The sequence below is a fragment of the Sphingomonas sp. Ag1 genome (assembly GCF_000980895.1).
GTDB classification, from domain to species: domain Bacteria; phylum Pseudomonadota; class Alphaproteobacteria; order Sphingomonadales; family Sphingomonadaceae; genus Sphingomonas; species Sphingomonas panaciterrae.
On record NZ_LAZX01000094.1, the window covers coordinates 138,260 to 163,690 of the forward strand.

Genomic DNA, 25,431 nt, shown 5'->3' on the forward strand with positions numbered 1-25,431 from the left:
GCGCGACCCCGTGCAACATTCGCCGGGCGAAACAGAACGAGGGGGGATTATGGAGACGGATCGGCGCGGGCTGCTGGGCGGCGCAGTGGCGGGGGCGGCGTTGCTGGCGCCGGGAGCGGCAACGGCACAGGGCGGAGCCATGGACAAGATCCGCCGCGCGGTGATCGCCGGCCATGACGAAGCGATCGCGCGGCTGCGCCAGTGGATCGCGCTGCCCTCCATCGCGGCGGAGAACCGCGACATGGACAAGGGCGCGGCGATGATGGCGCAAATGGCGCGCGATGCCGGGTTCCAGCAGGCGACGATCGTCCCCACCGATGGCGCGCCGGGCGTATTCGCGACGATGGATAATGGCGCGGCCAAGACGCTGGGCCTGTATTTCATGTATGACGTCAAGCAGTTCGACCCGGCGGAATGGACCTCGCCGCCGCTGGAGGGGCGGATCGTCGACAAGCCGGGGCTGGGCAAGGTGCTGGTCGGGCGCGGGGCGGTGAACCAGAAGGGGCCGGAAAGCGCGATGCTGGCCGCGCTTCATGCGTTCAAGCGCGCGGGTGTGAAGCCGCCGGTCAATCTGGTGCTGGTGGCGGAGGGTGAGGAGGAAATCGGCTCTCCCAACTTCAGGCAGATCGTCGAGCGGCCCGAGGTGCTGGCGGCGCTGAAGAAATGCAGCGGCGTGATTATCCCGGCGATGTGGCAGGACCCGACGACGGGTGACTTCACGATCAACCTGGGCGCCAAGGGTATCGTTGAACTGGAGCTGATCGCCTCGGCCGACAATTGGGACCGCGGGCCGACGCGCGACATCCATTCCAGCCAGAAGGCGATCATCGACGCGCCGGCGTGGCGGCTGGTCAAGGCGCTCGACACCTTGGTGTCCGAGGACGGGAATACGCCGACGATCGACGGCTGGTTCGACAAGGTTCGCCCGCTGACCGCGCGCGAGAAGGCGCTGATCGCGGAGAACGCGCGGGTGAGCGACTCGACTGATGCGTTGCGGCAGGCCGGGGTGAAGAAGTGGATCGGCGAGGAGAGCTGGCAGGCGACGCTGGAGCGGCTGGCGGCGATGCCGACGGTCAATATCGAGGGGCTGGTCGCGGGCTATACCGGCCCAGGCGGCAAGACGATCCTGCCGGCCAGGGCGACGGCGAAGCTCGATTTCCGGTTGGTGCCCAACCAGACCTATGCCGATTGCGTCGCCAAGGTGCGCGCGCATCTGGACAAGCGCGGGTTCAAGGACATCGCCGTCAAGGTGGGTGGTGGCTACGACCCGACCGAGACGGCGGAGGACTCGGCGCTGATCAAGGCCGAACGCGCGACGTGCGAGCGGGCAGGGGTGAAGACGACGGTCTATCCGCGGCTCGCAGGAAGCTGGCCCGGCTATATCTTTACCGGCGCACCCGTGTCGCTACCCGCGGGACAGTTCGGGCTGGGGCATGGCAATGGCGCCCATGCTCCTGACGAATATCTGCTGATCGAAAGCACCAATCCGAAGGTGATGGGCTATGATGCGGCGACCGCCGTGTTCGCCGATTTCCTGTATCAGGTCGCAGCGATCGCCTGAGGGTGCAGGTGGGGGCGATCGGTCAGCCGATCGCCTCGATCACCGCGGCGCGCAGTTCGGGGATGCCCATGCCCTTCTCGGCGGAGGTGGCGATGATCTCCGGATGCGCGGCGGGGCGCTTGCGTGCCTCAGCGACGGTGCGTTCCGTGACCTCGGCAAGCTCGCTCGCCTTGATCTTGTCCGCCTTGGTCAGCACCATGCGGTAGCTGACGGCCGCCTTGTCGAGCATCTCCAGGATCTCGCGATCGACGTCCTTCACGCCGTGGCGCGCGTCGATCAGCACCAGCGCGCGCTTCAGCACCTGACGCCCGCGCAGGAAGTCGTTCACCAGGAAGCGCCATTTCTTGACGATGTCCTTGGGCGCCTTGGCAAAGCCGTAGCCGGGCATGTCGACGAGGCGGAACAGCAGCGGATCGCCGATATCGAAGAAGTTCAGCTCCTGCGTTCGCCCCGGCGTGACCGAGGTGCGTGCCAGCGTCTTGCGCCCGGTCAGCGCATTGATGAGCGACGACTTTCCCACGTTGGAGCGACCGGCAAAAGCGACTTCGGGCACCAGCGGATCGGGCAGGAACTGAAGCGCGGGGGCTGACTTCAGAAACTCGATCCGGCCGGCGAAGATCTTTCGCGCGGTCTCGATCTCCTCGGCGGAGCGGCTTGCCGCTTCGCTGACGTCGGGCGCGAGATGGCCTGCCACCTCCGGCACCGGCATATCGCCGGGCGTATCGCCGGTGTCGGAGGGGGACTGGCTCATTTCGACGGTGCTTCCTTCAGGCCCGGGTGGCGGGCGTAGAGCAGCTTCTGCTGCAGGATGGTGAGGACGTTGGAGGTGATCCAGTAGACCTGGAGGCCGACCGCGAACGGCGCCATCACGAACATCAGTACCCACGGCATCAGCGCGAAGATCTGCTTCTGTGCGTCATCCATCGGCGCCGGGTTCAGCTTGAACTGGAAGTACATGCTGATGCCGAGCAGGATCGGGATCACGCCGATCGCCAGGAATGACGGCGGGGTGAAGGCGAGCAGGCCAAACAGGTTGACGGGGGTCAGCGGATCGGGCGCGGACAGATCCTTGATCCAGCCGACGAACGGCTGATGCCGCATTTCGATCGTCAGCATCAGCATCTTGTACAGCGCGTAGAAGATCGGGATCTGCAACAGGGTGGGAAGGCAGCCGGCGAGCGGATTGACCTTCTCCGTCTTGTACAGCGCCATGATCTCCTGCTGCATCCGCGGCTTGTCGTCTTTGAAGCGCTCCTGGATGGCCTTCATCTTCGGCTGGACGGCGCGCATGTTGGCCATCGACGCGAACTGGCGCTGCGCGATCGGGAACATGAGCAGGCGGATCGTCAGCGTCAGCAGGATGATCGCGACGCCGAAGTTGCCGACATGGCGGAACAGCCAGTCGAGATAGTAGAAGATCGGCTTCTCAACGACGCGGAACCAGCCCCAGTCGAGTGCATAGTCGAACCGGGTGACGCCTTCCTTGTCGGTGTAATGATCAAGCAGGCGAACTTCCTTCGCGCCGGCGAAGAAGCGGCTCGTCTGGGTGATCTGGCGGCCCGGGGGCAGCAGCTGGGCGTTGGTGGTGTAATCGCCCTGATAGGCCTTGTTGGCACCGGCGCGGAACTGGCCGTCGAAGGGACGCACCTGATCCGGGATCAGCGCGGTCAGCCAGTATTTGTCGGCAAAGCCGAGCCAGCCGCCGGTGGTGGAGAAGCGCTGCGGCGCTTCGTCCAGATCCTTGAAATCGACGTCATAGTCGGCCTTGTCGTTGTGGACCGACATCGGGCCGACGTGGATCGTCCAGCTGTCCGGATCCTTCGACACGCCGGCGCGGTTGACCAGGCCGTAGGCGGCGACCGGAACGGCGCCGGTGCCTGCATTGGCGACCGTCTGCTTGATCCCGAACATATAGCCGTCGTCGACGGTCAGCTCGATCGTGAAGCGCTGGCCCTTGTCGTTGGTGGCGGTCAGCGTGACCGGCTTTCCGGGGGCAAGGAGGTTGGACGAGGCGGTCCAGACCGTGTCGGCGGACGGCGGCGAGAGGCCGTCGTCACGCCAGCCAAACGCAGCGAAATATGCCTCGGGCGCGCCCGCTGGCGACAGCAGGCGCACCGGCGGCGAATCCTTCGCCACGGTGACCTTGTAATTCTTCAGCACGAGATCGTCGATCCGCGCGCCCTTCAGGTTGATCGAGCCGTGCATGGTCGGCGTGTCGATCTGCACCCGCGGCGTTTCGCGCAGCACGACGGCGCGGTCGCGATTGGCGGCCGGCGTATCGGCCGTCGGATCGGCGTTCTTGTTCGGCAGAACCTCGGTCTTGCCGTCCTCGATCTTCGTCACCGGCGGATTGGCGGTCGGGAAGAAGCGGTTCTGCACCACCGGCCAGCCGAACAGGATCAGCGCCGCGATGACCGCGAACAGCACGAAGTTCTTGTTCTCTTTGTTCACGAGCGCCTTATTCCCTTAGGGCCCAATCCATCATGGGACCGGATCATAGCCGTGCCCGCCCCACGGATGACATCGCGCGATGCGCTTTGCCGCGAGCCAGCTGCCTCGTGCTGCGCCATAGCGGCGCAAGGCCTCGATTGCATAGGCCGAACAGCTTGGCTGGTAACGACAGGTTGGTGGCAGGATGAGCGACGGGCCGAGTTGCCATAGCCGAGCCACCAGGATCAGCAGGCGGGCGATCATCCCGGCACCTTGCCGCGGACACGCGTAGCCGTCTTTCGCAGCGCCTTGCCGAATTCGGCACGCAGGCTGGCATAATCACGCTCGATTCCGCCCATACGGCCGATCAGGACATGATCTGCACCCGGCACGCCATCTGACGGCAGCAGCTCACGCGCGAGCGCCCGCAGCCGGCGTTTCATCCGGTTGCGCACCACCGCGTTGCCGATTTTCTTGGTGACGGTATAGCCAACGCGGATCGTCGCGTCGCCATCATTGCGGGGGCGCACCAGAAGCACGAAGCCGGGCATGGGTGCGCGCTCGCCCGCGTTCGCCGCCAGGAAATCCCGGCGGCGGGTAAGCGTCTGAATGATCGAGTCGCCTGCGCGAGGCTGACCGGCCGTTAGGCCGACAGCTTCTTGCGACCGCGCGCGCGACGCGCCCGAATCACGGCGCGGCCGCCGACCGTCGCCATCCGCGCACGGAAGCCGTGACGGCGTGCCCGCACCAGGTTGCTCGGCTGAAAGGTCCGCTTCATTGCTCATTCCCGAATCTGAAAAAGAAGGGCCGCCACGAGGGGCAGCCCGAACATGGCGCCGCATAGGTGAAGGTGACGGGTAAGTCAACGCGAGCCGATCACGCGATCCCGCGCGCGGCGGCGCAGCGCACCGCGGCGGCGCATTGCCCGGTCCGCGATGTTGCCGACGCGTGGCCAGCGACGTTTGGCACGGGCCCAGCGCACCTGCGCGCGGCGCGAGTTGCGGAGGATCAGGATCATGCCGCCGGCGAACAGGAAGATGCCGCCCGGCCCCGGCAACGGCCCCATCGCCGCCGCGCCCACGAGCAGCACGCCGCCGAGCGAGAGCTGCAGGATCCTCATGGCAGGGTGGCGATCATGCATGCGCCGCATGTGGCTCCGGTGTGTTGCGAAGACAAGACGGTGATGAATGGTTTGCAGCGCTGACAAAGCGGCTATGAACAATGTCATAACGGGGGCGGGGGATGCATGGCGGCGATCGTCGCGACGGTGGCGTATCTGGGGCTGGAGGCGCGCGCGGTCGAGGTTCAGGTGCAACTGATAGCTGGCCTGCCGGCGTTCAATCTGGTCGGGCTGGGCGACAAGGCAGTCGGCGAAAGTCGCGAGCGCGTGCGCGGCGCGATTGCCGCCATGGGGCTTGCCATGCCGCCCAAGCGGATCGCGGTGAACCTGTCGCCGGCCGACCTACCGAAAGAAGGATCGCATTTCGACCTTCCCATCGCGCTGGGGCTGTTGGCTGCGATGGGCGTGGTCGATGCCGAGGCGCTGGCGGATTATGTCATCGTCGGTGAGTTGACGCTGGACGGACGGATCGCCGCGTCACCTGGGGTGCTGCTGGCCGCGTTGCATGCCGCGGAACTGGGGCGTGGATTGATCTGCCCGGCCGCGCAGGGCGCCGAAGCCGCCTGGGCGAGTTCGATCGAGGTGCTGGCCGCGCCCGACCTGCTATCGCTGATCAATCACCTGAAGGGCCACGGGTTGCTCTCGGCCCCGGCGCCGGGTGAGGTCGTCGCTGGTGGTGAGGGGCCGGACCTGCGGCAGGTGCGGGGGCAGGAGACGGCCAAGCGCGCGCTGGAGATCGCAGCGGCGGGCGGACACAACCTGCTGATGGTCGGACCGCCGGGTGCCGGCAAGTCGCTGATGGCGTCCTGTCTGCCGGGCATCCTGCCTTCGCTCGATCCAGCCGAGGCGCTGGAAGTGTCGATGGTGCAATCGGTGGCGGGGGTGTTGGAGAACGGGCGGCTAACCCGCACCCGACCCTTCCGCGCACCGCATCATTCAGCCTCGATGGCGGCGCTTACCGGCGGCGGGCTGAAGGTGCGGCCGGGCGAGGTGAGCATGGCGCACCTGGGGGTCTTGTTCCTCGACGAGCTGCCCGAGTTCCAGCGCGCGGTGCTCGACTCGCTGCGCCAGCCGCTCGAGTCCGGCACGGTCAGCGTGGCGCGCGCCAACGCGCATGTGACCTTTCCGGCGCGTGTGCAGCTAGTCGCGGCGATGAACCCCTGCCGCTGCGGCTATCTGGGTGATGCCGGGCTGGCCTGCGCCCGGGCGCCGAAATGTGCCTCCGATTACCAGGCGAAGGTATCGGGCCCCTTGCTGGACAGGATCGACCTGCATGTCGAAGTGCAGGCGGTGAGCGCCGCCGACCTGATGCTGCCGCCCCCAGTGGAGGGGTCGGCCCAGGTAGCCGCCCGCGTGGCACAGGTGCGGGCGATCCAGCAGGACCGGTATCGCGACCGCGGCATAAGGACGAATGCCGAAGCCGATGGCGATGTGCTGGAGGCGTTCTGCGCGCCGGATGCGGCGGGGCGTGCGCTGCTGGCGCAGGCGGCGGAGGCGATGCGGCTGTCGGCGCGCGGCTATACCCGCATCCTGCGCGTCGCCCGGACGATTGCCGACATGACGGGTTCCGACGCCGTGGGACGCATCCATGTGGCGGAGGCGCTGAGCTATCGGCGGCGGGCGCCGACAAATTGAGGGGTCAGCCGGCGAGGCGGTGATCGGGATCGAGCAGCGGCGCGCCGGGGGCAAGGAGGCGCCGCTCCGCCAGGAGCCTGCGCGTGTTGGCCGAGTTCATCGGCCGCCCGTAGAGATAGCCCTGGCCGCGTGCGCAGCCGAGGTTGCGCAGCCAGCCCTCCGTCTCGATGTCCTCGACGCCTTCTGCGGTTACCGGCAGGTTCAGGCTGGAGCCAAGGCCGGCGATGGCGCTGACCACAGCGGCGCTGTCGCTGTCGCTGGCGACCGCCTTCACCACGCTCCGGTCGATCTTGATCCGGTCGAACGGCAGCGCGCGCAGGTGGCCGAGGCTGGAATGGCCAGTGCCGAAATCATCCAGCGCGACGCGGATGCCCTGGTTCTTGAGGCTGCCGACGATCGACTGAGCGAGCGGCAGGTTTTCGAACAGCGCGCCTTCGGTGATCTCGATCTCCAGCCGATGCGCGGGGAAGCCGGTTTCGAGCAGGAGCTTGATGATCTTCTGCGGCAGCCAGGCGTCGCGCAACTGCGCGGGCGAGATGTTGATCGACAGGCTGAGCGAGGGATCCCAGTCGCGCGCGGCATGGAACGCCTGACGCATCACGGCCAGCGACAGGTCGGCGATCATGCCGGTCTGTTCGGCGATGGTGATGAACCGGTCTGGCGGGATGATGCCGTGGACCGGGTGGTCCCAGCGGGCGAGCACTTCGAACCCGAACAACTGGCCGGTGGCGAGGTCGATCTGCTGTTCGAAATAGGGGATGATCTGGCCCGCCGGAATGGCGTCGCGCAGCGCCTGTTCCAGTTCGTTGCGCGCCTGCAGCGCACGCGCCATCGCCGGATCGAACCAGCCGACGCGGTTTCGCCCGGCTTCCTTGGCGGCGCACATCGCGATTTCGGCCGCGCGCGTCAGCGCGTCGATCGAGCCACGCTCCACGTCCGACCGTGCAAGGCCGATGGTAGCCGTGATCTGAATGCCCGCGCCGTCGATCTCGATCGGCTGCGCGAGGTGGCTGACGAGGCGCTCGGCTATACGCTGTACGGTATCGGGATCGCGCGGATCGAAGACGAAGGCGCAGACGAATTCGTCCCCGCCGAGCCGTCCGGCCAGTGCGAAAGGTGGCAGCTCGGCCTGGATCTGGCTGGCAACGCGGGCGAGCAGCTTGTCACCCGTGGCGTGGCCATGGAGTTCGTTCACCGCGCGAAAGCGATCGAGATCGACCAGCAGGAGCGCGGTGGCGCGATGCCTGCGCGACGCATCGAGCAGCATCGCGCTGCCCTGCTCCGTCAACGCCCGACGATTGAGCAGGCCGGTCAGCGGATCACTGGTCGGCGTCAGGCGGGTACGAGCGCTGTTCGCCAGCCGCTGCCCGACCAGCTGGGTGATCTGGCGATGGCGGTGCCACCCGAGAAGAATGAGCGCGACATTCAGGAGAAGCGCGAGGACCATCAGTTCGTCCACCGCGCCGCCGAACCTGCGCTGCAGAAGGGTGGCGGCCGTTGCACCGAGCAGCGCAACGAACAGCCCGATCGCGGCGATCGTGATACGGCCTGCAGGGGTAGCGCGCGGCTCAGCAGAACCACGCGAGACCTGGGCGGGGGGCGCCGAGTCTTCCATCTCGCCCCATGATGCGGCGGGGCCATGTATAATTTGTTAACTGCCCGATGCTTGCCCTGAAGCGCCGTTTGCCGTACAGGCCGCGCAACGTTCCGAGTTGAACGCTGAAGACGAGCGCCCATTGTGGTGCACGCTGGCCGGCGAGGTTTCGCCCGCCGGCGCTTTTGCGTTTGGGCGGAAGAAAGGAGTTTTGACGCGATGTTCGACAGCCTGAGCGACCGTCTTGGCGGTGTATTCGACCGTCTTCGCGGCCGCGGCGCGCTGACCGAGGCCGATGTCCGGCAGGCCATGCGCGAAGTGCGCATCGCGTTGCTGGAGGCTGACGTCGCGCTGCCGGTCGCGCGGCAGTTCGTCGAAGAGGCCACCGAAAAGGCGATCGGCCAGAACGTGCTGCGCTCGGTGACTCCGGGGCAGCAGGTCGTCAAGATCGTCAATGACGCGCTGGTCGCGATGCTCGGCGGCGACGATCCCGAAGCGGCCGAGCTGAAGATCGACGTCACGCCGCCGGCGGTGGTGATGATGGTCGGCCTGCAGGGGTCGGGCAAGACGACCACGACCGCGAAGATCGCCAAGCGCCTGTCGGGCGGCAAGGCGGGCCGCGATCGCAAGAAGGTGCTGATGGCGTCGCTCGACGTCAATCGCCCGGCGGCGCAGGAGCAGCTGGCGACGCTGGGCAAGCAGATCGAGGTGCAGACGCTGCCGATCGTGGCCGGGCAGCAGCCGGTCGATATCGCCCGCCGCGCACTTCAGGCGGCGAAGCTGCAGGGCTTCGACGTGCTGATGCTCGACACCGCCGGTCGTCTCCACGTCGACCAGGCGTTGATGGACGAGATGAAGGCAGTGGCGGAAATCGCCACGCCGCAGGAAATCCTGCTCGTCGTCGATTCGCTGACCGGCCAGGACGCGGTCAATGTCGCGCAGAGCTTCTCGGCGCAGGTGCCGCTGACCGGCGTCGTGCTGACCCGCATGGACGGCGATGCGCGCGGTGGTGCGGCGCTGTCGATGCGCGCCGTCACCGGCAAGCCGATCAAGTTTGCCGGCGTCGGCGAAAAGATGGACGCGCTCGAGGCGTTCCATGCGGAGCGGGTTGCCGGCCGTATCCTGGGCATGGGCGATGTCGTCAGCCTGGTCGAGAAGGCGGCGGAGTCGATCCAGCAGGAAGACGCCGAGCGCATGGCGGCGAAGCTGGCCAAGGGCCAGTTCGACATGGACGACCTGCGTGGCCAGCTGGCGCAGATGCGCCGCATGGGCGGCCTCGGCGCGCTCGCCGGCATGATGCCCGGCATGAAGAAGGCGCAGCAGGCGATGGCCAACGGCGCGGTCGACGAACGCATTCTGCTGCGCATGGATGCGATGATCACGTCGATGACGCCGAAGGAGCGATCGAAGCCCGAACTGATCAACGCCAAGCGTAAGATTCGTATCGCCAAGGGCAGCGGCACGACCGTTCAGGACGTGAACAAGCTGCTGAAGATGCACCAGGAAATGTCCACCGCGATGAAGAAGATCCGCAAGATGGGCGGTATCAAGGGCATGCTGGCGATGCTGGGCAAGGGTGGTCCTGGCGGCGGCATGGCCGGCATCGGCAACGCGCTGGGCGGGCCGGAGCTTGGCGACATGCTGGGCAAGGCCGGCGGCGGGCTCCCTGGTCTGCCCGGTGGTGCGGGCGGCCTGCCGCCCGGATTTCCGAAGTTCAAGAAGTAAGCAACCGCCCCGTCGCGGGGCAACATTGTCACCAACGAAATCCCCGCGTGCGCAGGGACGAAGACTTAGAAGGCAAGGAAGACTACAATGGCACTCAGCATTCGCCTGTCGCGTGGCGGCTCCAAGAAGCGTCCGTACTATCGCATCGTCGTGGCCGATGCGCGCAGCCCGCGTGATGGCCGCTTCATCGAGAAGATCGGCAACTACAACCCGCTGCTCGCCAAGGACGACGAGAAGCGCGTCGTGCTGAACGCGGAGCGTGCGAAGCACTGGCTGAGCAATGGCGCGCAGCCAACCGATCGTGTCGCCCGCTTCCTCGACCTCGCCGGCGTTCGCGAGCGTGCAGCCCGCAACAACCCGAAGAAAGCCGAGCCGGGCGAGAAGGCCAAGGAGCGCGCCGAGGAGCGTGCCGAGAAGCTGAAGGCCGCTGAGGAAGCGTCGCAGGCGGAGACCGAGGCCGTGATGGCCGCGGAAGTCGACGCAGCGACCGAGACGCCGAGCGCAGAGGCCGAGAAGGTCGCCGACGCGACGGCCGAGCAGTAAGCATCAAATCGGGTCATGGCGCGTTTTCCTTCGGCAGCGAAAGGAACGTGCCATGACCGTCGACCCCAAGCCTCACGCGCCAGACCCCAGGACCGCAAGCGATGACGACGAACAGGTCGCCAGCAACGAAGGAGTCTCTGCGAGTGAGCCCGCCGAAGGCGCAGACGACGTCCCAACAGGCGGCGAAGGCTCCCCCAACGGGTGAACCGCAGGTCGTCCTGGCGGTCATCACGGGGGCGCACGGCATCGGCGGCGAAGTGAAGCTCAAGCTCTTCGCCGATGATCTTGCCAGCTATACCTCCTTCAACAATGGCGCGCTGACGCTGAAAAGCGTGCGCGGAACGATCGCTCGGTTTGCGGAAGTGAAAGACCGCACGGCCGCGGAAGGATTGCGCGGGCTGGAACTGTCGGTTCCGCGCGCCGCCTTGCCGCCGTTGGAAGAGGGTGAATATTATCATGCCGACCTGATCGGCCTGCCAGCGGTATCCGACGCTGGCGAGACGCTGGGCCTCGTCGTTTCGGTCGAGAATTTCGGCGCCGGCGATGTGATCGAGGTCGAACGCCCGACCGGCAAGCGTTTCATGGTGCCGATGACGCCGCAGGCGGTTCCGGAATGGGATGACGAGCGGCTGGTGATCGCAGCGGCGTTCGCCGACGCCTGATACGGGCGGGTTGGCCGGCGGCGATCAGACGTCCATCTGCTTCACCGCCGCATTCCACATCGAGATGTTGTTACGGGCCTCCTGCACAAAGGCGGAGCGGCGCACGAAGCCGAGGAAGAAATCCGCCAGCCACTTGCCGGGATTGCGCAGCGGCCGTTCGAACTGAACGAGGAGCACCACACGGGTGCCGCCGGTCTCGTTCCACACTTCGTGATCATAGGTGTCGTCGAACACCAGAGTCTCGCCCTCGCGCCAACGCACGATACGGTTGTCGACACGCATGCGCACGTCGCCGTCATCGGGCACGATCAGGCCGAGGTGGCAGGTGATCAGCCCCTTCGAAACGCCGCGGTGCGCGGGAATGTGTGTGCCGGGCGCCAGGATCGAGAAGAAGGCGCTGTTCAGGCCGGGGATCTGCTCGACGAGGCGGGCAGTGGTGGGGCAGCGGTCGGCGTTCTCGTCGATGCGATAGCCATAGCCCCAGATGAAGAACGACCGCCACATGTTCACCTGCGCGATCGACCGGTGGTCGGGCGAGATGGTGGCGAGGCTGGGCGCGGCCTGGCCGCGCAGCGCGACCTCGATCGCCTCTGCGCGGATCGCGTCCCAATTGTCGCGCAGCAACTGCGTCCAAGGGAAGGTGCGCACGTCGAGCACGGGATCGTTCGAGACCAAAGATGACGAGGCGATCAGCCGGTCGAAGATCCCGCGAAGATGCTTGCCCACCCGGATGATCAAGGGACGGTTCGGATCAGCCTTCATCTCCGCCGAAGGGGCGGGCGCGCCCGAGATCGCGCAGACATCCGGGACCAGCACCGGCGCGATTGCTCGTTTGTCAGGTGCCAGGGAATCGCGGGCGGGAGAAATGGTGTTCACGATGCCTATCCGCCTTCTGATATTGGCGTGCGCGCAGCAGGCCACGACGTTCATGGCGACCGACTAGGGGCGGATCAGGTCCAAAACATGGCGAGGAAAGGGTGATCGAAAGATCGCCGGGGGGTGTGGCGGCAGCGTGTCGGGCAAGCTAGAAGCAGCCGCATGACCGCATTTTCGCGCGCGCTTGCTGCGCCGTTCGCCGTTGTTTCTCTTGTCGCGTTGGCGGCCGTTCCGGCCATTGGACAGCAGGCAGCGCAGAAGGCAGCTGCCACCGCCAGCCGGGCAGTGGCGGCCACTGCCGCGCCTGTGCAGGGCACGATCATCGATCCTGCAACGGTAAGGGTCGACACCTCGCCCTGGCTGTTCAAGGGATCGGACATTCCGCCCGACCCGGCGTGGAACTTCGGCGCACTGCCCAATGGCCTGCGTTATGCCGTCCGCAAGAATGGCGTGCCCCCGGGGCAGGTTGCAGTGCGGGTGCGCATTGATGCCGGATCACTGAACGAGACCGATGAGGAACGCGGCTACGCGCATCTAATTGAGCATCTCTCGTTCCGCGGCTCCAAATACGTGCCCGACGGCGAGGCGAAGCGGGTGTGGCAGCGGTTCGGCGCGACCTTCGGGTCGGATTCGAACGCGCAGACCACGCCGACCCAGACGGTCTACAAGCTCGACCTACCGGCCGCGACCGAGGCGAACCTCGACGAGAGTCTCAAGATCTTTGCCGGGATGATGTCCGAACCGGGCATCAATGCGCAGGGGCTGGCCGCCGAGCGGCCGGCGGTGCTGGCCGAGCAGCGCGAGGCGCCGGGACCGCAGGTGCGCCTGTCGGACGCGCGCAATGCCTTGTTCTTTGCCGGGCAGCCGCTGGCCGACCGCTCACCAATCGGCAATGTGAAGACGCTGGAAGCGGCGACGCCGGCCAGCGTGCAAGCATTCCACCAGCGCTGGTATCGCCCTGCGCGGACGGTGGTGATCATTTCTGGTGACATCGACCCGGCAGTCGCCGCCCGTCTGGTGGTGAAGAACTTCGGCGGCTGGAAGGGTGTTGGCCCTGATCCGGCGGACCCCGACTTCGGCAAGCCTGATCCGAAGGCGACGCCGACCGCGGCGATCAACGAGCCGTCGCTGCCGCCGCTGGTGATCAGCGCCACGCTGCGTCCGTGGACCTATCAGGACGATACGATCATCTTCAACCAGAAGCGGCTGGTGGACCTGGTGGCGATGCGGGTCATCAACCGGCGGCTGGAGGATCGCGCACGCGCCGGTGGCAGCTTCCTGCAGGCGAGCGTGAACCTGGAGGATGTGGCGCGATCCACCAACGGCACCTTCGTCAGCACCGTGCCGATCGGCGACGATTGGGAAGCGGCGCTGAAGGACGTGCGGGCGGTGATTGCCGACGCGATGGCCAATGCGCCGAGCCAGGCCGACGTCGACCGCGAGACCGCAGAGTTCGAAGGCGCGATGCGCAATGAGGTGGAGACCGCACGGGTCGAAGCCGGCGCCAAGCAGGCCGACGACATGGTCCAGGCGCTCGACATCCGCGAGACGGTGGCCGGGCCGCAGGAATCGTACAACATCTTCCTCGACGCCAAGAAGAAGGGGATGTTCTCCGCGGCTGGCGTGCTTGAGTCCACCCAGCGCGTGTTCAAGGGCGACGCGCAGCGCGCCATCGTCAACACGCGCATGGCGGACCCCGGTGCGGCCGCGAAGCTGGCGTCGGCGCTGACGGCGGACGTGTCGAAGCTGGCCGGACGGCGGGATCGTCAGTCGAAGGTCGATTTCAAGGACCTGCCGAAGCTGGGCAAGCCGGGCAACGTGACGGCGCGCGAGACGATTGCGGACCCCGGGATCGAGAAGGTGACCTTCTCCAACGGTGTGCGGATGCTGATGTACCCGAATGCATCCGAGACGGGTCGCGTATACCTGCGGGTCCGCTTTGGCCGCGGATATAGTGCGCTCCCAGCTGACAAGCCGACGGCGGCCTGGGCGGCGGATAGCGCGCTCATTCCTGGCGGGATCGGCAAGTGGAATCAGAGCGACCTCGACGCCCTGACCACGGGCCGCCGCATGGGGCTAGATTTCGATATCACTGACGATGCATTCGTCATGAGCGCCATGACGACCCCGGGCGACTATGCCGACAATCTGGCGTTGATGGCGGCCAAGCTGGCGGCGCCGCGCTGGGATGCAGCGCCCGTTCTGCGCGCCAAGGCCGCTGCGGTGGCGGGCTATGCCGGGTTCAATTCGTCGCCGGATGGTGTGCTGTCCCGCGATCTGGAGCGGCTGTTGCGCAATGGCGATCCGCGCTGGGGCCCGCCGACGCGCGAGGAGATCGATGCCCTGACGCCGGAGGGGTTCCGCAAGCTGTGGGAGCCGCTTCTGGCCACCGGCCCGATCGAGGTCGATGTGTTCGGCGACGTGACGGGTGACGAGGCCATTGCCGCCGTCGCCAAAACGTTCGGCGCGCTGAAGGCCCGCACGGAAGCGCCGGCGCTCTCGCCCGGCGCGGCTTTCCCGGCGCACAATGACGTGCCCGTGACGCTTACCCATGAGGGCGCGGACACGCAGGCGGCGGCGGTGATCGCCTGGCCGACCGGTGGCGGCAGCGCGGGTATCGCGGAGAGCCGGCGCCTCGACATCCTGTCTGCAATCTTCGGTGATCGCCTGTTCGATCGTCTGCGGTCGGTGGCCGGCGCGAGCTACAGCCCCAGTGCGGTCAGCCAGTGGCCGATGGGGCTTACGTCGGGCGGGCGTATGATCGCAGTCGGCCAGGTAGCGCCGGAGAATGTCGACCTGTTCTACAAGCTGAGCCGCGAGATTGCGGCGGAGCTGGTGTCAACGCCGGTCAGCGAGGACGAGCTGCGCCGCGCGGTCGGGCCGATGATGCAGTATCTGGCGCGCGCATCGTCGGGGAACCAGTTTTGGCTGCTGCTGGTGAACGGCGGCGCCTATGACCCCAATCGGCTGAACGGCGCGCGCACGCTGGTGAGCGATTACATGGGCATCACCCCCCAGACGTTGCAGGCAACCGCCGCCAAATATCTGCGGCCGGAGAAGGACTGGACGCTGAAGGTGCTGCCGAAAACGCCAGCGAAGTGATGCGACAGGCGCCGTCTCATTCCCGGGAATGAAGCGGCGTTTCCTTATCTGCGGAGAGGGCGGCGCTCGCTAAGTTCGTTGCGGATCGTGGTTGCTGCCACGCCGGCCTGACCCATGGCGTGGCTGATCTGATCCAGCCCCTTCACCACGTCCCCGGCCGCATAGAGGCCGGGAATGGTGGTGCGCTGATGTTCGTCGGTGACGATACAGCCATCGTCGGTGCCGCGTGCGCCGGCACCCAGCGCAAGTTCCGAGCGGATCTGTGAGCCAAGCGCCGGATAGACGCTGTCGAAGCGGAGGCGACCGTGGGCGGTGTCGAAGGCGAGCTGGTCGCCCTCGATCGCGTAATGGCCGCACGGACCATCCACCCGCGTCACCCCGGCGGCGTCCAGCGCATCGGCACAAGCGTCGTCGAGCATGTGTTCGGCATCGGGAGCGATCAGCGTGACATCGCGCGTATAGCCGCGGAGGAACAGCGCCTCGCGCATCCCGTGCGTGCCGGTACCGATGACCCCGACGCGCTTGTCGGTCACTTCATAGCCGTCGCAGATCGGGCAGTAGCGGAGGAGGCCTCGCTGCAGCGCCTCGTCGTGCAACGCCGCCTCTATCCTTGGCCGGTTGTTCACCACGCCGGTGGCGAGAAGGACGGTGCATGCCTCCACGGTCGTTTCCCCTGTACGCACGACGAAATGGTCGTCCACCGGCTCAACCGCGGTGACCTTTGAGTCGTGCGAGCGAACGCCGAACGAGGCGGCTTGCTGCCGCATGCGGGCGAGCAGATCCTTGCCGCTGATCCCGCCGGGAAAGCCGGCGTGATTGTGCGTGCAGGGGATCAGCGCGGCCCGGCTCTCGCCGCTGTCGTACAGGGCGATGTCGAGGTGGAAGCGGGAGAGGTAGATGGCGGCGGTCAGACCTGCCGGGCCGCCGCCGATGATGACGCAGTCGTGCATGGCCTGCCGAGCGCATTGGTCGCTTTCTGGTTCCCTGGCTCGGCGATTGACGCGGCGCGGGGGTGCGGTATCGCTTCGGCAACTAACCGGGGGGATGACGATGAAGATCCGCGCGCTTTCTGCGGCCTTGTTCCTGACGCTGCCAGTGGCCGCAGCAGCGCAGAACAACGCCGTACCCGCGACGACGACGCCTGAGGCGAAGCCTGCGGCGGCCACGTCGATCGAGGCGATTGAGCCGCAGATCACGGGCTTCTTCGACAGCTGGATGAAGAACGCGCATGTGCCGGGTCTAGTCTATGGCGTTGTGAAGGACGGCAAGCTGGTGCTGGTCCGGGGCCTGGGCGTTCAGGATATCGCCAGCAAGAAGCCGGTGACCGCCGACAGCAGGTTCCGCATTGCGTCCATGTCCAAGGCGTTCACCGCCATGGCGATCCTGAAGCTGCGCGACGAGGAGCGCGTGTCGCTCGACGCGCCGGCGGAGCGATACGTGCCCGAACTGCGCAACTGGCGCTATCCAACCGCTGACAGCCGGCGGACGCGGGTGGCGGACCTGCTGCATCATACGGCGGGGTTGGTGGAGGATAATCCCTGGGGCGACCGGCAGCAGCCATTGTCGGAGCCCGCCTTCACCGCGATGCTGAAGGCCGGCGTGCCGCTGGCGCAGGCGCCGGGTCTGCGCATGGAATATTCCAACCTTGGCTATGCGACGCTGGGGCGGATCGTCAGCAACGTCTCCGGGCAGCGGTATCAGGATTATATCCGTAGCAGCATCATGACCCCGCTGGGCATGACATCGACCGGCTATGACGTGCTGAACGGGCCGCAGGACCTGCGTGCCCTGGGCTATCGCTGGCAGGACAATGCCTGGGTGCGTGAGCCGGACATGGCCGATGGCGCTTTCGGTGCGATGGGCGGCGTACAGACGACCGCCAACGATTACTGGCGCTGGGTGGCGTTCCTGCTGTCGGCGTGGCCGGCACGCGACGATCCCGACAAGGGGCCGATCAAGCGTGCGACGGTGCGCGAGATCGTCGAGGGGTCGAACTTCGTCAACACGGTGGAGCGGCCCGGCGCGTCAGGCCGCCCATGCCGGGTTGCGAGCGCCTATGGCATGGGCTGGCAGGTGGTGAACGACTGCGACGTGGGGCGCATCGTGACCCATTCGGGCGGCTACCCCGGCTATGGTTCGATCGTGATGCTGCTGCCGGATGCTGGCGTTGGTGTGTTCGCCTTCGCCAATCGCACGTATGCCGGGCCTGGCCTGCCCGTATCGCAGACGCTCTATGCGCTGCGGCAGGCGGGGCTGGCCGAGGAGCGTACGGTGCCGGTATCGCCCGATCTGGCGCGGGCCTATGACATCATGCGTGACGTGTGGCGCAGCGGGGATCCGGCGCGGGCGCCGCTGGCCAACAATGTCGTGCCCGATCGTGATCTCAACCGCCGGCGCAAGGATATTGCCGAGCTGAAGAAGCAGGTTGGCGCATGTCGTACCGATGCCGCGATCGAGCCGATCTCGGCAATGGAGGGAACCTTCACCTGGGCGTGCGCCAACGGCAATGTCGCGGGACGGGTACAGCGCGCGCCGACACCGGCGTTGAGTCTTCAGGTGTTGAGCTTTACCGCCGCCAAGTGACCTTTCATGCGACCGTCCTGACGCTGTATCCCGAGATGTTTCCCGGGCCGCTTGGCTTTGCCATTGCCGGCCGGGCGCTGGCGGAGGGGCGATGGTCGCTCGACGCCGTCAACATCCGGGATTTCACCACCGATCGCCATCGCACCGTCGACGATACGCCGGCGGGGGGTGGCGCTGGCATGGTGCTGCGGGTCGACATCCTGGCCGCTGCGGTCGACGCGCAGGGGCAGGGGCGGCCGGTGCTGGCGATGACCCCGCGCGGCAAGCCGCTGACCCAGGCGCGCGTGCGCGAGCTGGCGGCGGGGCCGGGCGCCGTGGTGCTGTGCGGGCGGTTCGAGGGGTTTGACGAACGCCTGTTTGAAGGCCGCGAGATAGAGGAAGTGTCGATCGGCGACTATGTCCTCTCCGGCGGTGAGACGGCGGCGCTGGTGCTGCTGGATGCTTGCGTTCGGCTGCTTCCCGGCGTAATGGGCGCCGCTTCAAGCGGGGTCGAGGAAAGCCACGAAAGTGGCCTGCTCGAATATCCGCATTATACCCGACCTGTTGAATGGGAAGGGCGCACGATCCCTGAAGTGCTGCGATCGGGGGATCATGCGAAAATTGCCGCTTGGCGCCAGCGCCGGGCGGAGGAAGATACACGGCTACGGCGGCCGGACCTGTGGGAGCGCCACGTCGGTGCTCGGGTCAACCGCCCTCTGGCGCGCGGCGACGATGTGGGAAAAAGTTGAGATGAACCTGATCCAGCAGCTCGAGGCCGAGCAGATCGCGAAGCTGACCGCGAACAAGAAGATCCCGGAATTCCGCCCTGGCGATACGCTGAAGGTCGGCGTGAAGGTGGTCGAGGGTGAGCGTACCCGCGTCCAGAACTACGAAGGCGTGTGCATCGCGCGGTCGAACAAGGGCATGGGTTCCTCGTTCACCGTTCGCAAGATCTCCTTCGGTGAGGGCGTCGAGCGCGTCTTCCCGCTCTACTCGCCGAACATCGATTCGATCGAGGTGGTCCGCAAGGGCGCCGTGCGTCGTGCGAAGCTGTACTACCTGCGTGGTCGTACGGGTAAGTCGGCGCGTATCGCCGAGCGTCGCGACAATCGTCCGGCGAAGGCCGAAGCCGCCGAATAAGCGGTTCGGAACACGTTCAAGGAAGGCGTCGGCAGCCAATCTGCCGGCGCCTTTTTTGTTGGAGCGGCCGCCGGAGGGCAGGGCGGCCGTGCACTCTAACTCAGCTCTGCCCTGTCCCGCGAACGATCTCCACGATCCGGTCGCCAAGCTGTATGTTCTCCGCCTCGCGCTGGTCGAAACCGATGCATTCGCCGTTGCGAAACATGCGAACGCCAAGGCCCGTCGTGAGGGCGCTCAGCGGTCGCCCGACGTCCTCGGGCGTCGCGTCCCGCTCGCGCAGCGCAACCCGGCCATGCGCGGCGGCGAGGTCGGTCAGATATTCCGCCACATGCGGCCCGTTGGTGGAGCCCGCGAGGAGCAGCCCGGCGAAGCTCGCCGGATTGATCACGACATCCGCGCCCGCCTGCCGCGCGAGCGGCTCATTGTCGTCGGACCGGACCACCGCGCTGATGCGGACATTTTCCGACAAACGGCGTGCGGTCAGCACGATCAGGATTGTGGTGTCGTCCCGCCCGGCCGAGACCATGAGGGTCGACGCCTGCGCCACGTGGGCGATCTCCAGCGTCTTGTCGCGGGTGGCATCACCATCAAGGACGACAGCGCCGCATTGTTCGGCGTCGGCCAGCGCGCGCTCGTCACGGTCGATGACGACGATGTTCGCCGGATCGCATCCGCGCCGCTGCAGTTCGCGCAGCGCCTCCGTTCCGCTCGTGCCGTAGCCGGCGATGACGACATGGCCGGTGAGTCGGCGCTGGATGACCTTCATGCGCCACCGATACCATGTGCGCCGAAGAAGGAAGTCATAGGCCGTCCCCAGGAAGATCAACCATACGAACAGGCGGATCGGCGTGACGACGAAGGTGTCGAACAGCCGAGCGCTGTTGGTCACCGGAACGATATCGCCATAGCCAACCGTCGTCACCGTGATCATGGTGAAATACAGAAGGTCGATGAAGCTGATGTGGCCGTCGATATTGTCGCGCAGGCCCTCGCGATCGAGCCAGTGGCCGACGAGTGCGATGCCGACGAGCAGAAACGCGAGCAGGATACGCAGACCCAGGCTCGCCCAATCGGGCAGGCCGCTGCGTCGACGCAGGTGAAGCTCCTCGTCGCGATTCTTCAGACGCATGACATGGCTGTAGAGCAAGCGGCAGTGGCTTAGCCAGTGAGGGCGCTACGGACTTTGCGCTGCGCGGCGCGGGCGGCTAACCCGCTGGGAACAATCGAGCGGGAAGAATGAATGCGGATATGGATGGCGGCGGCTGGCGTGGGACTGGCATTGTATGCGGCGACCGCCGTGGGTCAGCCGGTGAAGAAGGGCTCGCCGCTGACGTTGGAGCGGGTCTTTGCCAGCCCCGACCTGGGTGGCGGGCAACCGCAGGCGCTGCGCCTGTCGCCCGACGGTACGCTGCTGACGTCGGTGCGGCCCCGCGAGGATGAGCGAAACCGCTTCGACCTGTGGGCGATGGATACGCGCACGGGCCAGTGGCGGATGCTGGTCGATTCGAAGCGGATCGGCAGCGGCGCGGAATTGTCCGAGGCCGAGAAGATGCAGCGCGAGCGGGATCGCTCCAAGACGGGCAAGACCGGCATCCTCGATTACGGCTGGGCGCCCGACGGGAAGTCGATCCTGGTGCCGGTGGATGGCGAGCTGTTCGTCGCGACGCTGGACGGCAACGTGCGCAAGCTGGACGGATCCAAGGGGGCGCTGAACCCGGTCGTGTCGCCGCGGGGCGGTTTCGTCAGCTTCGTGCGTGACCAGAACCTGTGGGTCGGGGACGCAAATGGCGTTGCGCGCGCCATCACCACCGAGGGCGGCGGCACGGTTCACTTCGGTGAGGCGGAGTTCGTCGCGCAGGAGGAAATGCATCGTCGCACCGGCTATTGGTGGTCGCCCGACGACCGGCTGATCGCGGTGGAGCGGTTCGACGAGGCACCGGTGCGCGTCTTCACCCGCGCCTCGATCGGCGCGACGGGAACCAGCATCTACGAACAGCGTTATCCCGCGGCCGGCACGCCAAACGTGCTGGTGGATCTGTTCATCATGAAGCCTGATGGTTCGGGGCAGGTGAAGGTGGATCTGGGGCCGGACCGCGACATCTACCTGGCGCGGGTCGACTGGACGCCGGACGGGTCGGCGCTGCTGGTCCAGCGCCAGTCGCGTGACCAAAGGACGCTGGACATGCTGGTGGTCGATCCCGCGACCGGCCAGTCGCGCTTGATGTTCACCGAGCGGTCGGGCGAGAAGAGCTGGGTCAATCTGTCCGATGCCTACCGCCCGCTGAAGGACGGCAGCCTCATCTGGCGCTCGGAACGGGACGGCTTCGGCCATCTGTACCGCTGGAAGGATGGCAAGTGGACTCAGCTGACCTCCGGCGACTGGGTGGTCGATGCGCTGGTGGCTGTGGACGAGGCATCCGGTCGCCTTGTGTTCACCGGCAATCGCGACGGCGTGCTGGAACGGCATTTGTATTCGGTGAACATGACTGCGCCGGGTGCGATCATCCGGCTGACCGAGCCGGGCTGGACCCTGAGCGGCGCCACGGCCGACAGCACCGGCACGCGCTTCATCATCAGCCGCTCCAATCCCACGCAGCCGCGCCAGACGTATCTGGCGGACGCAAACGGCAAGCGGATCGCCTGGATCAACGAGAATGCGGTGACGGGGGACCATCCCTATGCGCCGTATCTGCCGCTGCATCGTCCGACGCAGTTCGGCAAGATCAAGGCCGATGACGGCACGACGCTGCACTGGCAGATGATCACCCCGGCGCTGCAAAAGGGGAAGCGCTATCCGGTCTTCTTCATGCATTACGGCGGACCGGGCAGCCAGGATGTCTCACGCGACTGGCCGGGCAATATGCCGCTGCGCCAGTTCCTGGTGCAGCAGGGCTGGATCGTGTTCCAGATCGACAATCGCGGCTCCGACAACCGCGGCAAGAAGTTCGAGGATGCGATCTGGCACGCTATGGGAAGCGTGGAGGTGGACGATCAGCTCGCCGGCGCGGCCTATCTGAAGACGCTTCCGTTTGTCGATCCGGCGAAGATCGCCATCTATGGTTGGTCCTATGGCGGCTATCTGACGCTGAAGATGATGGAGCAGCACCCTGGCGTGTTCGCGGCGGGCATCTCCGGTGCGCCGGTCACCGATTGGGCGTTATATGACACGCATTATACCGAGCGCTATATGGGTGATCCGACGCGCGATGCGGCGGCCTATACCGCGGCGAGCGCCTTGCCTGACGCGACGCGGATCAGCGATCCGTTGCTGCTGATGCACGGCATGGCGGATGACAATGTCTTCCTCGACAACGCCACGGCGTTTGCGGCGAAGATGCAGGCGGCGAACCGCCCGTTCGAGATGATGCTGTATCCCGGCAAGGCGCATGGCGCGGCGCGGGAGATCCATCCCTGGACGACGATGCTCGACTTCCTTGATCGCCACGTGAAGAAAAGTGGCGTGAAGTAAAGCTTCGTTGGCACAATGTGTCGCGCGGGCGTAAGGCGCCCGCCGACGTGAATGAAGGACGGTTGTAATGGGTTACCGGGTGGTTGTTGCTGGGGCGACTGGCAATGTGGGACGAGAGATGGTCAACATCCTCGCCGACCGCGAGTTTCCGGCGGATGAGGTGGCGCTGCTGGCGTCATCGCGCTCCGTCGGCGAGCAGATCGAATTTGGCGACACCGGCAAGATGCTCAAGGTGCAGAACATCGAGCATTTCGATCCGACCGGCTGGGACATGGCGCTGTTCGCGATCGGCAGCGAGGCGACCAAGGTTTATGCCCCCAAATTCGCTGCGGCGGGCTGCACGGTGATCGACAATTCGTCGCTGTATCGGATGGACCCGGACGTGCCGTTAATCGTGCCGGAGGTGAACCCGGAGGCAATCGACGGCTATCGCGCGAAGAACATCATCGCCAACCCGAATTGCTCGACCGCGCAGATGGTCGTCGCGCTGAAGCCGCTGCACGATGCCGCGACGATCAAGCGCGTGGTGGTCGCGACCTACCAGTCGGTGTCGGGTGCGGGCAAGCAGGGCATGGACGAGCTGTTCGAGCAGAGCCGCAACATCTTCGTCGGGGACCAGGCGGAGCCCAAGAAGTTTACCAAGCAGATCGCCTTCAACGTCATTCCGCACATCGACAGCTTCCTCGAGGATGGCTCCACCAAGGAAGAGTGGAAGATGGTGGTCGAGACCAAGAAGATCATGGATCCGAAGATCAAGGTAACCGCTACCTGCGTGCGCGTGCCGGTGTTCGTCGGCCATTCGGAAGCGATCAACATCGAGTTCGAGAAGGAGCTGTCGGCCGAGGACGCGCAGCGCATCCTGCGCGAGGCACCGGGCGTCATGCTCGTCGACAAGCGTGAGGACGGTGGATACGTCACCCCGATCGAATGCGTCGGTGAATATGCCACCTATATCAGCCGCGTGCGCGACGATTCGACGGTGGAAAATGGCCTTGCGCTGTGGTGTGTCAGCGACAACCTGCGCAAGGGCGCGGCGCTGAACGCGGTGCAGATCGCCGAGCTGCTCGGCCGGCGGCATCTGAAGAAGGCTGCCTGATCCCGTTGGTTGCCCCGTTCCACGGGGCGGGGCGACCAATCAGCAGCCCTGCTGCTTCGGCAGCCGGACAGCGGAGCGGCTGTTGCTTGATCAGCCCTTGTAAAGTGCGTCCAGCCGCTCGCCATAGACCTGGCGCAGGATGTGGCGGCGGATCTTCAGGCTGGGCGTCAGCTGTTCGTTCTCGATGCTGAACGGCTCATCCGCGATGATGAAGCGCCGCACGCGTTCGATGACCGAGAGCTCCTTGTTGGTCCGCTCCACCGCTGCGCCGACGAGCGCGCGGAAATCCGGATCCTTGGAGAGCGAGGGCAGGTTGCAGCGCGTATTGGTCGTTGCGCAGAATTCCTGCATCCATTCAGGATCTGGCACGATCACCGCCACCATGTGCGGCTTGCGATCGCCCGCGATCATCGCCTGCATGATCTCCGGTTGAAGGGTCAGCATCCCTTCGACCTTTTGCGGGGCGATATTGTCGCCCTTGTCGTTGATGATCAGGTCCTTCTTCCGGTCCGTGATCTTGATGCGCCCGGCTTCGTCGATGACGCCGATGTCGCCGGTATGCAGCCAGCCGTCCCGGAGCACCCGCTCGGTCTCGGTCGGGTTGCGCCAATAGCCGTGCATCACCAGTTCGCCGCGGACCAGGATCTCGCCGTCCTCGGCGATGCGCACTTCGGTATGGGGTAGGGGTGGGCCGACACTGTCGACCGTGACGCCGACCTTGGGCCTGTTGCAGGAGACGACCGGGCCGGCCTCCGTCTGGCCATAGCCTTGCAGGAAGGTGACGCCGAGCGACTGGAAGAAGATGCCGACCTCTGGCGTCAGGGGCGCCCCGCCCGAGACCATCGCCTTCATACGGCCGCCGAACTTGGCCGCAATGCGCGGCTTGAAGATGCGATCGACGATCAGCGCCGTCGGGCGATCACGCAGCCGCAGGGTGCCCGCGGCGCGCCGCGCGCCGATCTCCAGCGCAGCGTTCAGCAACCGCTGCGACATGCCGCCCTGCTTCTCGATGGCGCGGGTGATCCGGGCGCGCAGCACCTCAAACAATCGTGGCACGACGAACATGATCGTCGGGCTCACCTCCTCCATGTTGGCGGCAAGTTTCTCCAGGCTTTCGGCGTAATAGATCTGGCCGCCCATCGCGATCGGCAGCATCTGCCCGCCGGTATGTTCATAAGCGTGGCTGAGCGGCAGGAACGACAGGAACACCTCGTCCCCCCAGCCGAGATCCTCCGAGATGACATCCGCGCAACCGGCGATGTTGTGCAGGATCGCGCCATGATGCTGCATCACGCCGCGCGGGGCGCCGCCGGTGCCGGAGGTGTAGATGATGCAGGCGGTGTCGGCGCGGGTGAAATTCGCCTGAGCGGCGACGATGTCGGGATCCGCGCGATGCTCCTCGATCAGGTCCGCCCAGTGGCAACTGCGGACGCCCAGCGGGCGCGGCCGCAGATGGTCCAGCGCGATGACGGTTTCGACATGCGTGGTGCGCAGCACCGCCTTTAACAGGGTGTCGGCGAGCTTCTGGTTCGACACGATCACGGCCCGCGCGCCGGAATTCTCGATCACATGGGCATGATCGCGTTCGGTGTTGGTCGTGTAGGTGGGCACGGTGATGCAGCCGGCGGCCATGATGCCGAGATCGCTAATGCACCATTCCGGCCGGTTCTCACTGACCAGCATCACGCGCTCACCCGGTTTCAAGCCGAGCGACTTGAGTGCGGTCGCGAGGCTGGCGACCTGTTCGGCGGCCTGCCTCCACGAGATCGCCTGCCAGCTGCCGCTGTGCTTTGCCCAGAGAAAGGGGGCGTCGCCTAGCTCGGCAGCGCGCGTGAAGAACATCGTGACGAGATTGGGGAAATGCTCAAGCTGGCGCATTGGGATCCTCTTCCTCGCCGTTCCTTACGCCCCCGCTA

General features: G+C 66.2%; 22 protein-coding genes. 11 read left to right on the forward strand and 11 right to left on the reverse strand.

Translation table 11 applies throughout. From position 1 onward, the window contains the following. Window positions 1–49: 49 nt before the first annotated feature. The gene (locus XM50_RS13470) at window positions 50–1,561 is read left to right on the forward strand and encodes a M20/M25/M40 family metallo-hydrolase (protein ID WP_046410214.1); all 1,512 of its coding nucleotides are present in this window, start codon (window positions 50–52) and stop codon (window positions 1,559–1,561) included. A gap of 22 nt (window positions 1,562–1,583) precedes the next feature. Here XM50_RS13470 and yihA read toward each other — a convergent pair whose 3' ends face one another. The 6 genes from yihA to XM50_RS13495 form a co-directional block, all read right to left on the reverse strand. Then, the gene (gene yihA / locus XM50_RS13475) at window positions 1,584–2,270 is read right to left on the reverse strand and encodes a ribosome biogenesis GTP-binding protein YihA/YsxC (RefSeq protein ID WP_082103226.1); all 687 of its coding nucleotides are present in this window, start codon (window positions 2,268–2,270) and stop codon (window positions 1,584–1,586) included. 38 nt (window positions 2,271–2,308) lie between these two features. After that, on the reverse strand, window positions 2,309–4,012 hold the full coding sequence (gene yidC / locus XM50_RS13480; RefSeq protein ID WP_046410215.1) for a membrane protein insertase YidC: 1,704 nt from the start codon (window positions 4,010–4,012) through the stop codon (window positions 2,309–2,311). Between the two features lie 30 nt (window positions 4,013–4,042). Further along, window positions 4,043–4,255: a membrane protein insertion efficiency factor YidD gene (gene yidD / locus XM50_RS19760; protein ID WP_082103069.1), complete on the reverse strand. Its 213-nt coding sequence runs from the start codon at window positions 4,253–4,255 to the stop codon at window positions 4,043–4,045. Continuing rightward, window positions 4,252–4,602, reverse strand: coding sequence for a ribonuclease P protein component (rnpA, locus tag XM50_RS13485; protein WP_082103228.1), 351 nt, complete (start codon window positions 4,600–4,602; stop codon window positions 4,252–4,254). The genes yidD and rnpA overlap by 4 nt, the downstream gene beginning before the upstream one ends. Window positions 4,603–4,634: 32 nt before the next feature. Beyond that, entirely contained in the window at window positions 4,635–4,769 is a 135-nt protein-coding gene (rpmH, locus tag XM50_RS13490; protein WP_028056723.1) for a 50S ribosomal protein L34, read from the reverse strand. Window positions 4,770–4,853: 84 nt separating this feature from the next. Next, entirely contained in the window at window positions 4,854–5,111 is a 258-nt protein-coding gene (locus XM50_RS13495) for a hypothetical protein (protein ID WP_046410218.1), read from the reverse strand. A 126-nt stretch (window positions 5,112–5,237) separates the two neighbouring features. Here XM50_RS13495 and XM50_RS13500 point away from each other — a divergent pair, with 126 nt between their 5' ends. Then, window positions 5,238–6,746: a YifB family Mg chelatase-like AAA ATPase gene (locus tag XM50_RS13500; RefSeq protein WP_046410219.1), complete on the forward strand. Its 1,509-nt coding sequence runs from the start codon at window positions 5,238–5,240 to the stop codon at window positions 6,744–6,746. Between the two features lie 4 nt (window positions 6,747–6,750). Here the strand turns inward: XM50_RS13500 and XM50_RS13505 are convergent, their stop codons facing one another. Then, window positions 6,751–8,361 carry a putative bifunctional diguanylate cyclase/phosphodiesterase gene (locus XM50_RS13505; RefSeq protein WP_046410220.1) on the reverse strand — a complete coding sequence of 537 codons (1,611 nt, stop codon included), beginning with the start codon at window positions 8,359–8,361 and terminating at the stop codon, window positions 6,751–6,753. Window positions 8,362–8,559: 198 nt separating this feature from the next. Between XM50_RS13505 and ffh the strand changes: the two genes are divergently transcribed. The 3 genes from ffh (at window position 8,560) to rimM (ending at window position 11,270) form a co-directional block, all read left to right on the forward strand. Next, window positions 8,560–10,065: a signal recognition particle protein gene (gene ffh, locus XM50_RS13510; RefSeq protein ID WP_046410221.1), complete on the forward strand. Its 1,506-nt coding sequence runs from the start codon at window positions 8,560–8,562 to the stop codon at window positions 10,063–10,065. 87 nt (window positions 10,066–10,152) lie between these two features. Continuing rightward, window positions 10,153–10,608 (forward strand): 30S ribosomal protein S16, encoded by a 456-nt coding sequence (rpsP, locus tag XM50_RS13515; protein WP_046410223.1) that lies wholly within the window; start codon window positions 10,153–10,155, stop codon window positions 10,606–10,608. 143 nt (window positions 10,609–10,751) lie between these two features. Further along, entirely contained in the window at window positions 10,752–11,270 is a 519-nt protein-coding gene (gene rimM, locus XM50_RS13520) for a ribosome maturation factor RimM (RefSeq protein WP_046410225.1), read from the forward strand. A 24-nt stretch (window positions 11,271–11,294) separates the two neighbouring features. Here rimM and XM50_RS13525 read toward each other — a convergent pair whose 3' ends face one another. Next, window positions 11,295–12,146, reverse strand: coding sequence for an aspartyl/asparaginyl beta-hydroxylase domain-containing protein (locus XM50_RS13525; protein WP_231621980.1), 852 nt, complete (start codon window positions 12,144–12,146; stop codon window positions 11,295–11,297). A gap of 162 nt (window positions 12,147–12,308) precedes the next feature. Between XM50_RS13525 and XM50_RS13535 the strand changes: the two genes are divergently transcribed. Then, window positions 12,309–15,248 carry a M16 family metallopeptidase gene (locus XM50_RS13535; protein ID WP_046410229.1) on the forward strand — a complete coding sequence of 980 codons (2,940 nt, stop codon included), beginning with the start codon at window positions 12,309–12,311 and terminating at the stop codon, window positions 15,246–15,248. Between the two features lie 44 nt (window positions 15,249–15,292). On the opposite strand, the gene XM50_RS13540 is transcribed toward XM50_RS13535, so the two are convergent. Beyond that, window positions 15,293–16,198 carry an NAD(P)/FAD-dependent oxidoreductase gene (locus XM50_RS13540; protein WP_046410230.1) on the reverse strand — a complete coding sequence of 302 codons (906 nt, stop codon included), beginning with the start codon at window positions 16,196–16,198 and terminating at the stop codon, window positions 15,293–15,295. Window positions 16,199–16,298: 100 nt separating this feature from the next. Here XM50_RS13540 and XM50_RS13545 point away from each other — a divergent pair, with 100 nt between their 5' ends. The 3 genes from XM50_RS13545 to rplS are packed head-to-tail and all read left to right on the forward strand — an operon-like array spanning window position 16,299 to window position 18,950. Further along, window positions 16,299–17,831: a serine hydrolase domain-containing protein gene (locus tag XM50_RS13545; RefSeq protein WP_231621981.1), complete on the forward strand. Its 1,533-nt coding sequence runs from the start codon at window positions 16,299–16,301 to the stop codon at window positions 17,829–17,831. Continuing rightward, window positions 17,828–18,559 carry a tRNA (guanosine(37)-N1)-methyltransferase TrmD gene (gene trmD, locus XM50_RS13550; protein WP_046410232.1) on the forward strand — a complete coding sequence of 244 codons (732 nt, stop codon included), beginning with the start codon at window positions 17,828–17,830 and terminating at the stop codon, window positions 18,557–18,559. The genes XM50_RS13545 and trmD overlap by 4 nt, the downstream gene beginning before the upstream one ends. 1 nt (window position 18,560) lies before the next feature. Continuing rightward, a complete protein-coding gene (gene rplS / locus XM50_RS13555; protein ID WP_046410233.1) occupies window positions 18,561–18,950 on the forward strand; it encodes a 50S ribosomal protein L19 in 390 nt (129 codons plus the stop codon). 100 nt (window positions 18,951–19,050) lie between these two features. Here the strand turns inward: rplS and XM50_RS13560 are convergent, their stop codons facing one another. Then, the gene (locus tag XM50_RS13560) at window positions 19,051–20,079 is read right to left on the reverse strand and encodes a potassium channel family protein (protein ID WP_046410235.1); all 1,029 of its coding nucleotides are present in this window, start codon (window positions 20,077–20,079) and stop codon (window positions 19,051–19,053) included. Window positions 20,080–20,190: 111 nt separating this feature from the next. Here XM50_RS13560 and XM50_RS13565 point away from each other — a divergent pair, with 111 nt between their 5' ends. Beyond that, complete coding sequence (locus tag XM50_RS13565; protein ID WP_046410237.1) at window positions 20,191–22,419, forward strand: S9 family peptidase; 2,229 nt, start codon at window positions 20,191–20,193, stop codon at window positions 22,417–22,419. A gap of 67 nt (window positions 22,420–22,486) precedes the next feature. Beyond that, window positions 22,487–23,515, forward strand: a complete 1,029-nt coding sequence (locus XM50_RS13570; protein WP_046410238.1) for an aspartate-semialdehyde dehydrogenase — start codon at window positions 22,487–22,489, stop codon at window positions 23,513–23,515. A gap of 90 nt (window positions 23,516–23,605) precedes the next feature. Here the strand turns inward: XM50_RS13570 and XM50_RS13575 are convergent, their stop codons facing one another. Beyond that, on the reverse strand, window positions 23,606–25,393 hold the full coding sequence (locus tag XM50_RS13575; RefSeq protein WP_046410240.1) for an AMP-dependent synthetase/ligase: 1,788 nt from the start codon (window positions 25,391–25,393) through the stop codon (window positions 23,606–23,608). Window positions 25,394–25,431: the final 38 nt, after the last annotated feature.

What these genes read in the sequence shown, in the direction of transcription:
- XM50_RS13470 (WP_046410214.1), top strand. Translation starts at nt 50, where the DNA reads ATGGAGACGGATCGGCGCGGGCTGCTGGGCGGCGCAGTGGCGGGGGCG.
- yihA (WP_082103226.1), bottom strand. Translation starts at nt 2,270, where the DNA reads ATGCCGGTGCCGGAGGTGGCAGGCCATCTCGCGCCCGACGTCAGCGAA.
- yidD (WP_082103069.1), bottom strand. Translation starts at nt 4,255, where the DNA reads ATGATCGCCCGCCTGCTGATCCTGGTGGCTCGGCTATGGCAACTCGGC.
- rpmH (WP_028056723.1), bottom strand. Translation starts at nt 4,769, where the DNA reads ATGAAGCGGACCTTTCAGCCGAGCAACCTGGTGCGGGCACGCCGTCAC.
- XM50_RS13495 (WP_046410218.1), bottom strand. Translation starts at nt 5,111, where the DNA reads ATGAGGATCCTGCAGCTCTCGCTCGGCGGCGTGCTGCTCGTGGGCGCG.
- XM50_RS13500 (WP_046410219.1), top strand. Translation starts at nt 5,238, where the DNA reads ATGGCGGCGATCGTCGCGACGGTGGCGTATCTGGGGCTGGAGGCGCGC.
- XM50_RS13505 (WP_046410220.1), bottom strand. Translation starts at nt 8,361, where the DNA reads ATGGAAGACTCGGCGCCCCCCGCCCAGGTCTCGCGTGGTTCTGCTGAG.
- ffh (WP_046410221.1), top strand. Translation starts at nt 8,560, where the DNA reads ATGTTCGACAGCCTGAGCGACCGTCTTGGCGGTGTATTCGACCGTCTT.
- rpsP (WP_046410223.1), top strand. Translation starts at nt 10,153, where the DNA reads ATGGCACTCAGCATTCGCCTGTCGCGTGGCGGCTCCAAGAAGCGTCCG.
- XM50_RS13535 (WP_046410229.1), top strand. Translation starts at nt 12,309, where the DNA reads ATGACCGCATTTTCGCGCGCGCTTGCTGCGCCGTTCGCCGTTGTTTCT.
- XM50_RS13540 (WP_046410230.1), bottom strand. Translation starts at nt 16,198, where the DNA reads ATGCACGACTGCGTCATCATCGGCGGCGGCCCGGCAGGTCTGACCGCC.
- XM50_RS13545 (WP_231621981.1), top strand. Translation starts at nt 16,299, where the DNA reads ATGAAGATCCGCGCGCTTTCTGCGGCCTTGTTCCTGACGCTGCCAGTG.
- rplS (WP_046410233.1), top strand. Translation starts at nt 18,561, where the DNA reads ATGAACCTGATCCAGCAGCTCGAGGCCGAGCAGATCGCGAAGCTGACC.
- XM50_RS13560 (WP_046410235.1), bottom strand. Translation starts at nt 20,079, where the DNA reads ATGCGTCTGAAGAATCGCGACGAGGAGCTTCACCTGCGTCGACGCAGC.
- XM50_RS13565 (WP_046410237.1), top strand. Translation starts at nt 20,191, where the DNA reads ATGCGGATATGGATGGCGGCGGCTGGCGTGGGACTGGCATTGTATGCG.
- XM50_RS13570 (WP_046410238.1), top strand. Translation starts at nt 22,487, where the DNA reads ATGGGTTACCGGGTGGTTGTTGCTGGGGCGACTGGCAATGTGGGACGA.
- XM50_RS13575 (WP_046410240.1), bottom strand. Translation starts at nt 25,393, where the DNA reads ATGCGCCAGCTTGAGCATTTCCCCAATCTCGTCACGATGTTCTTCACG.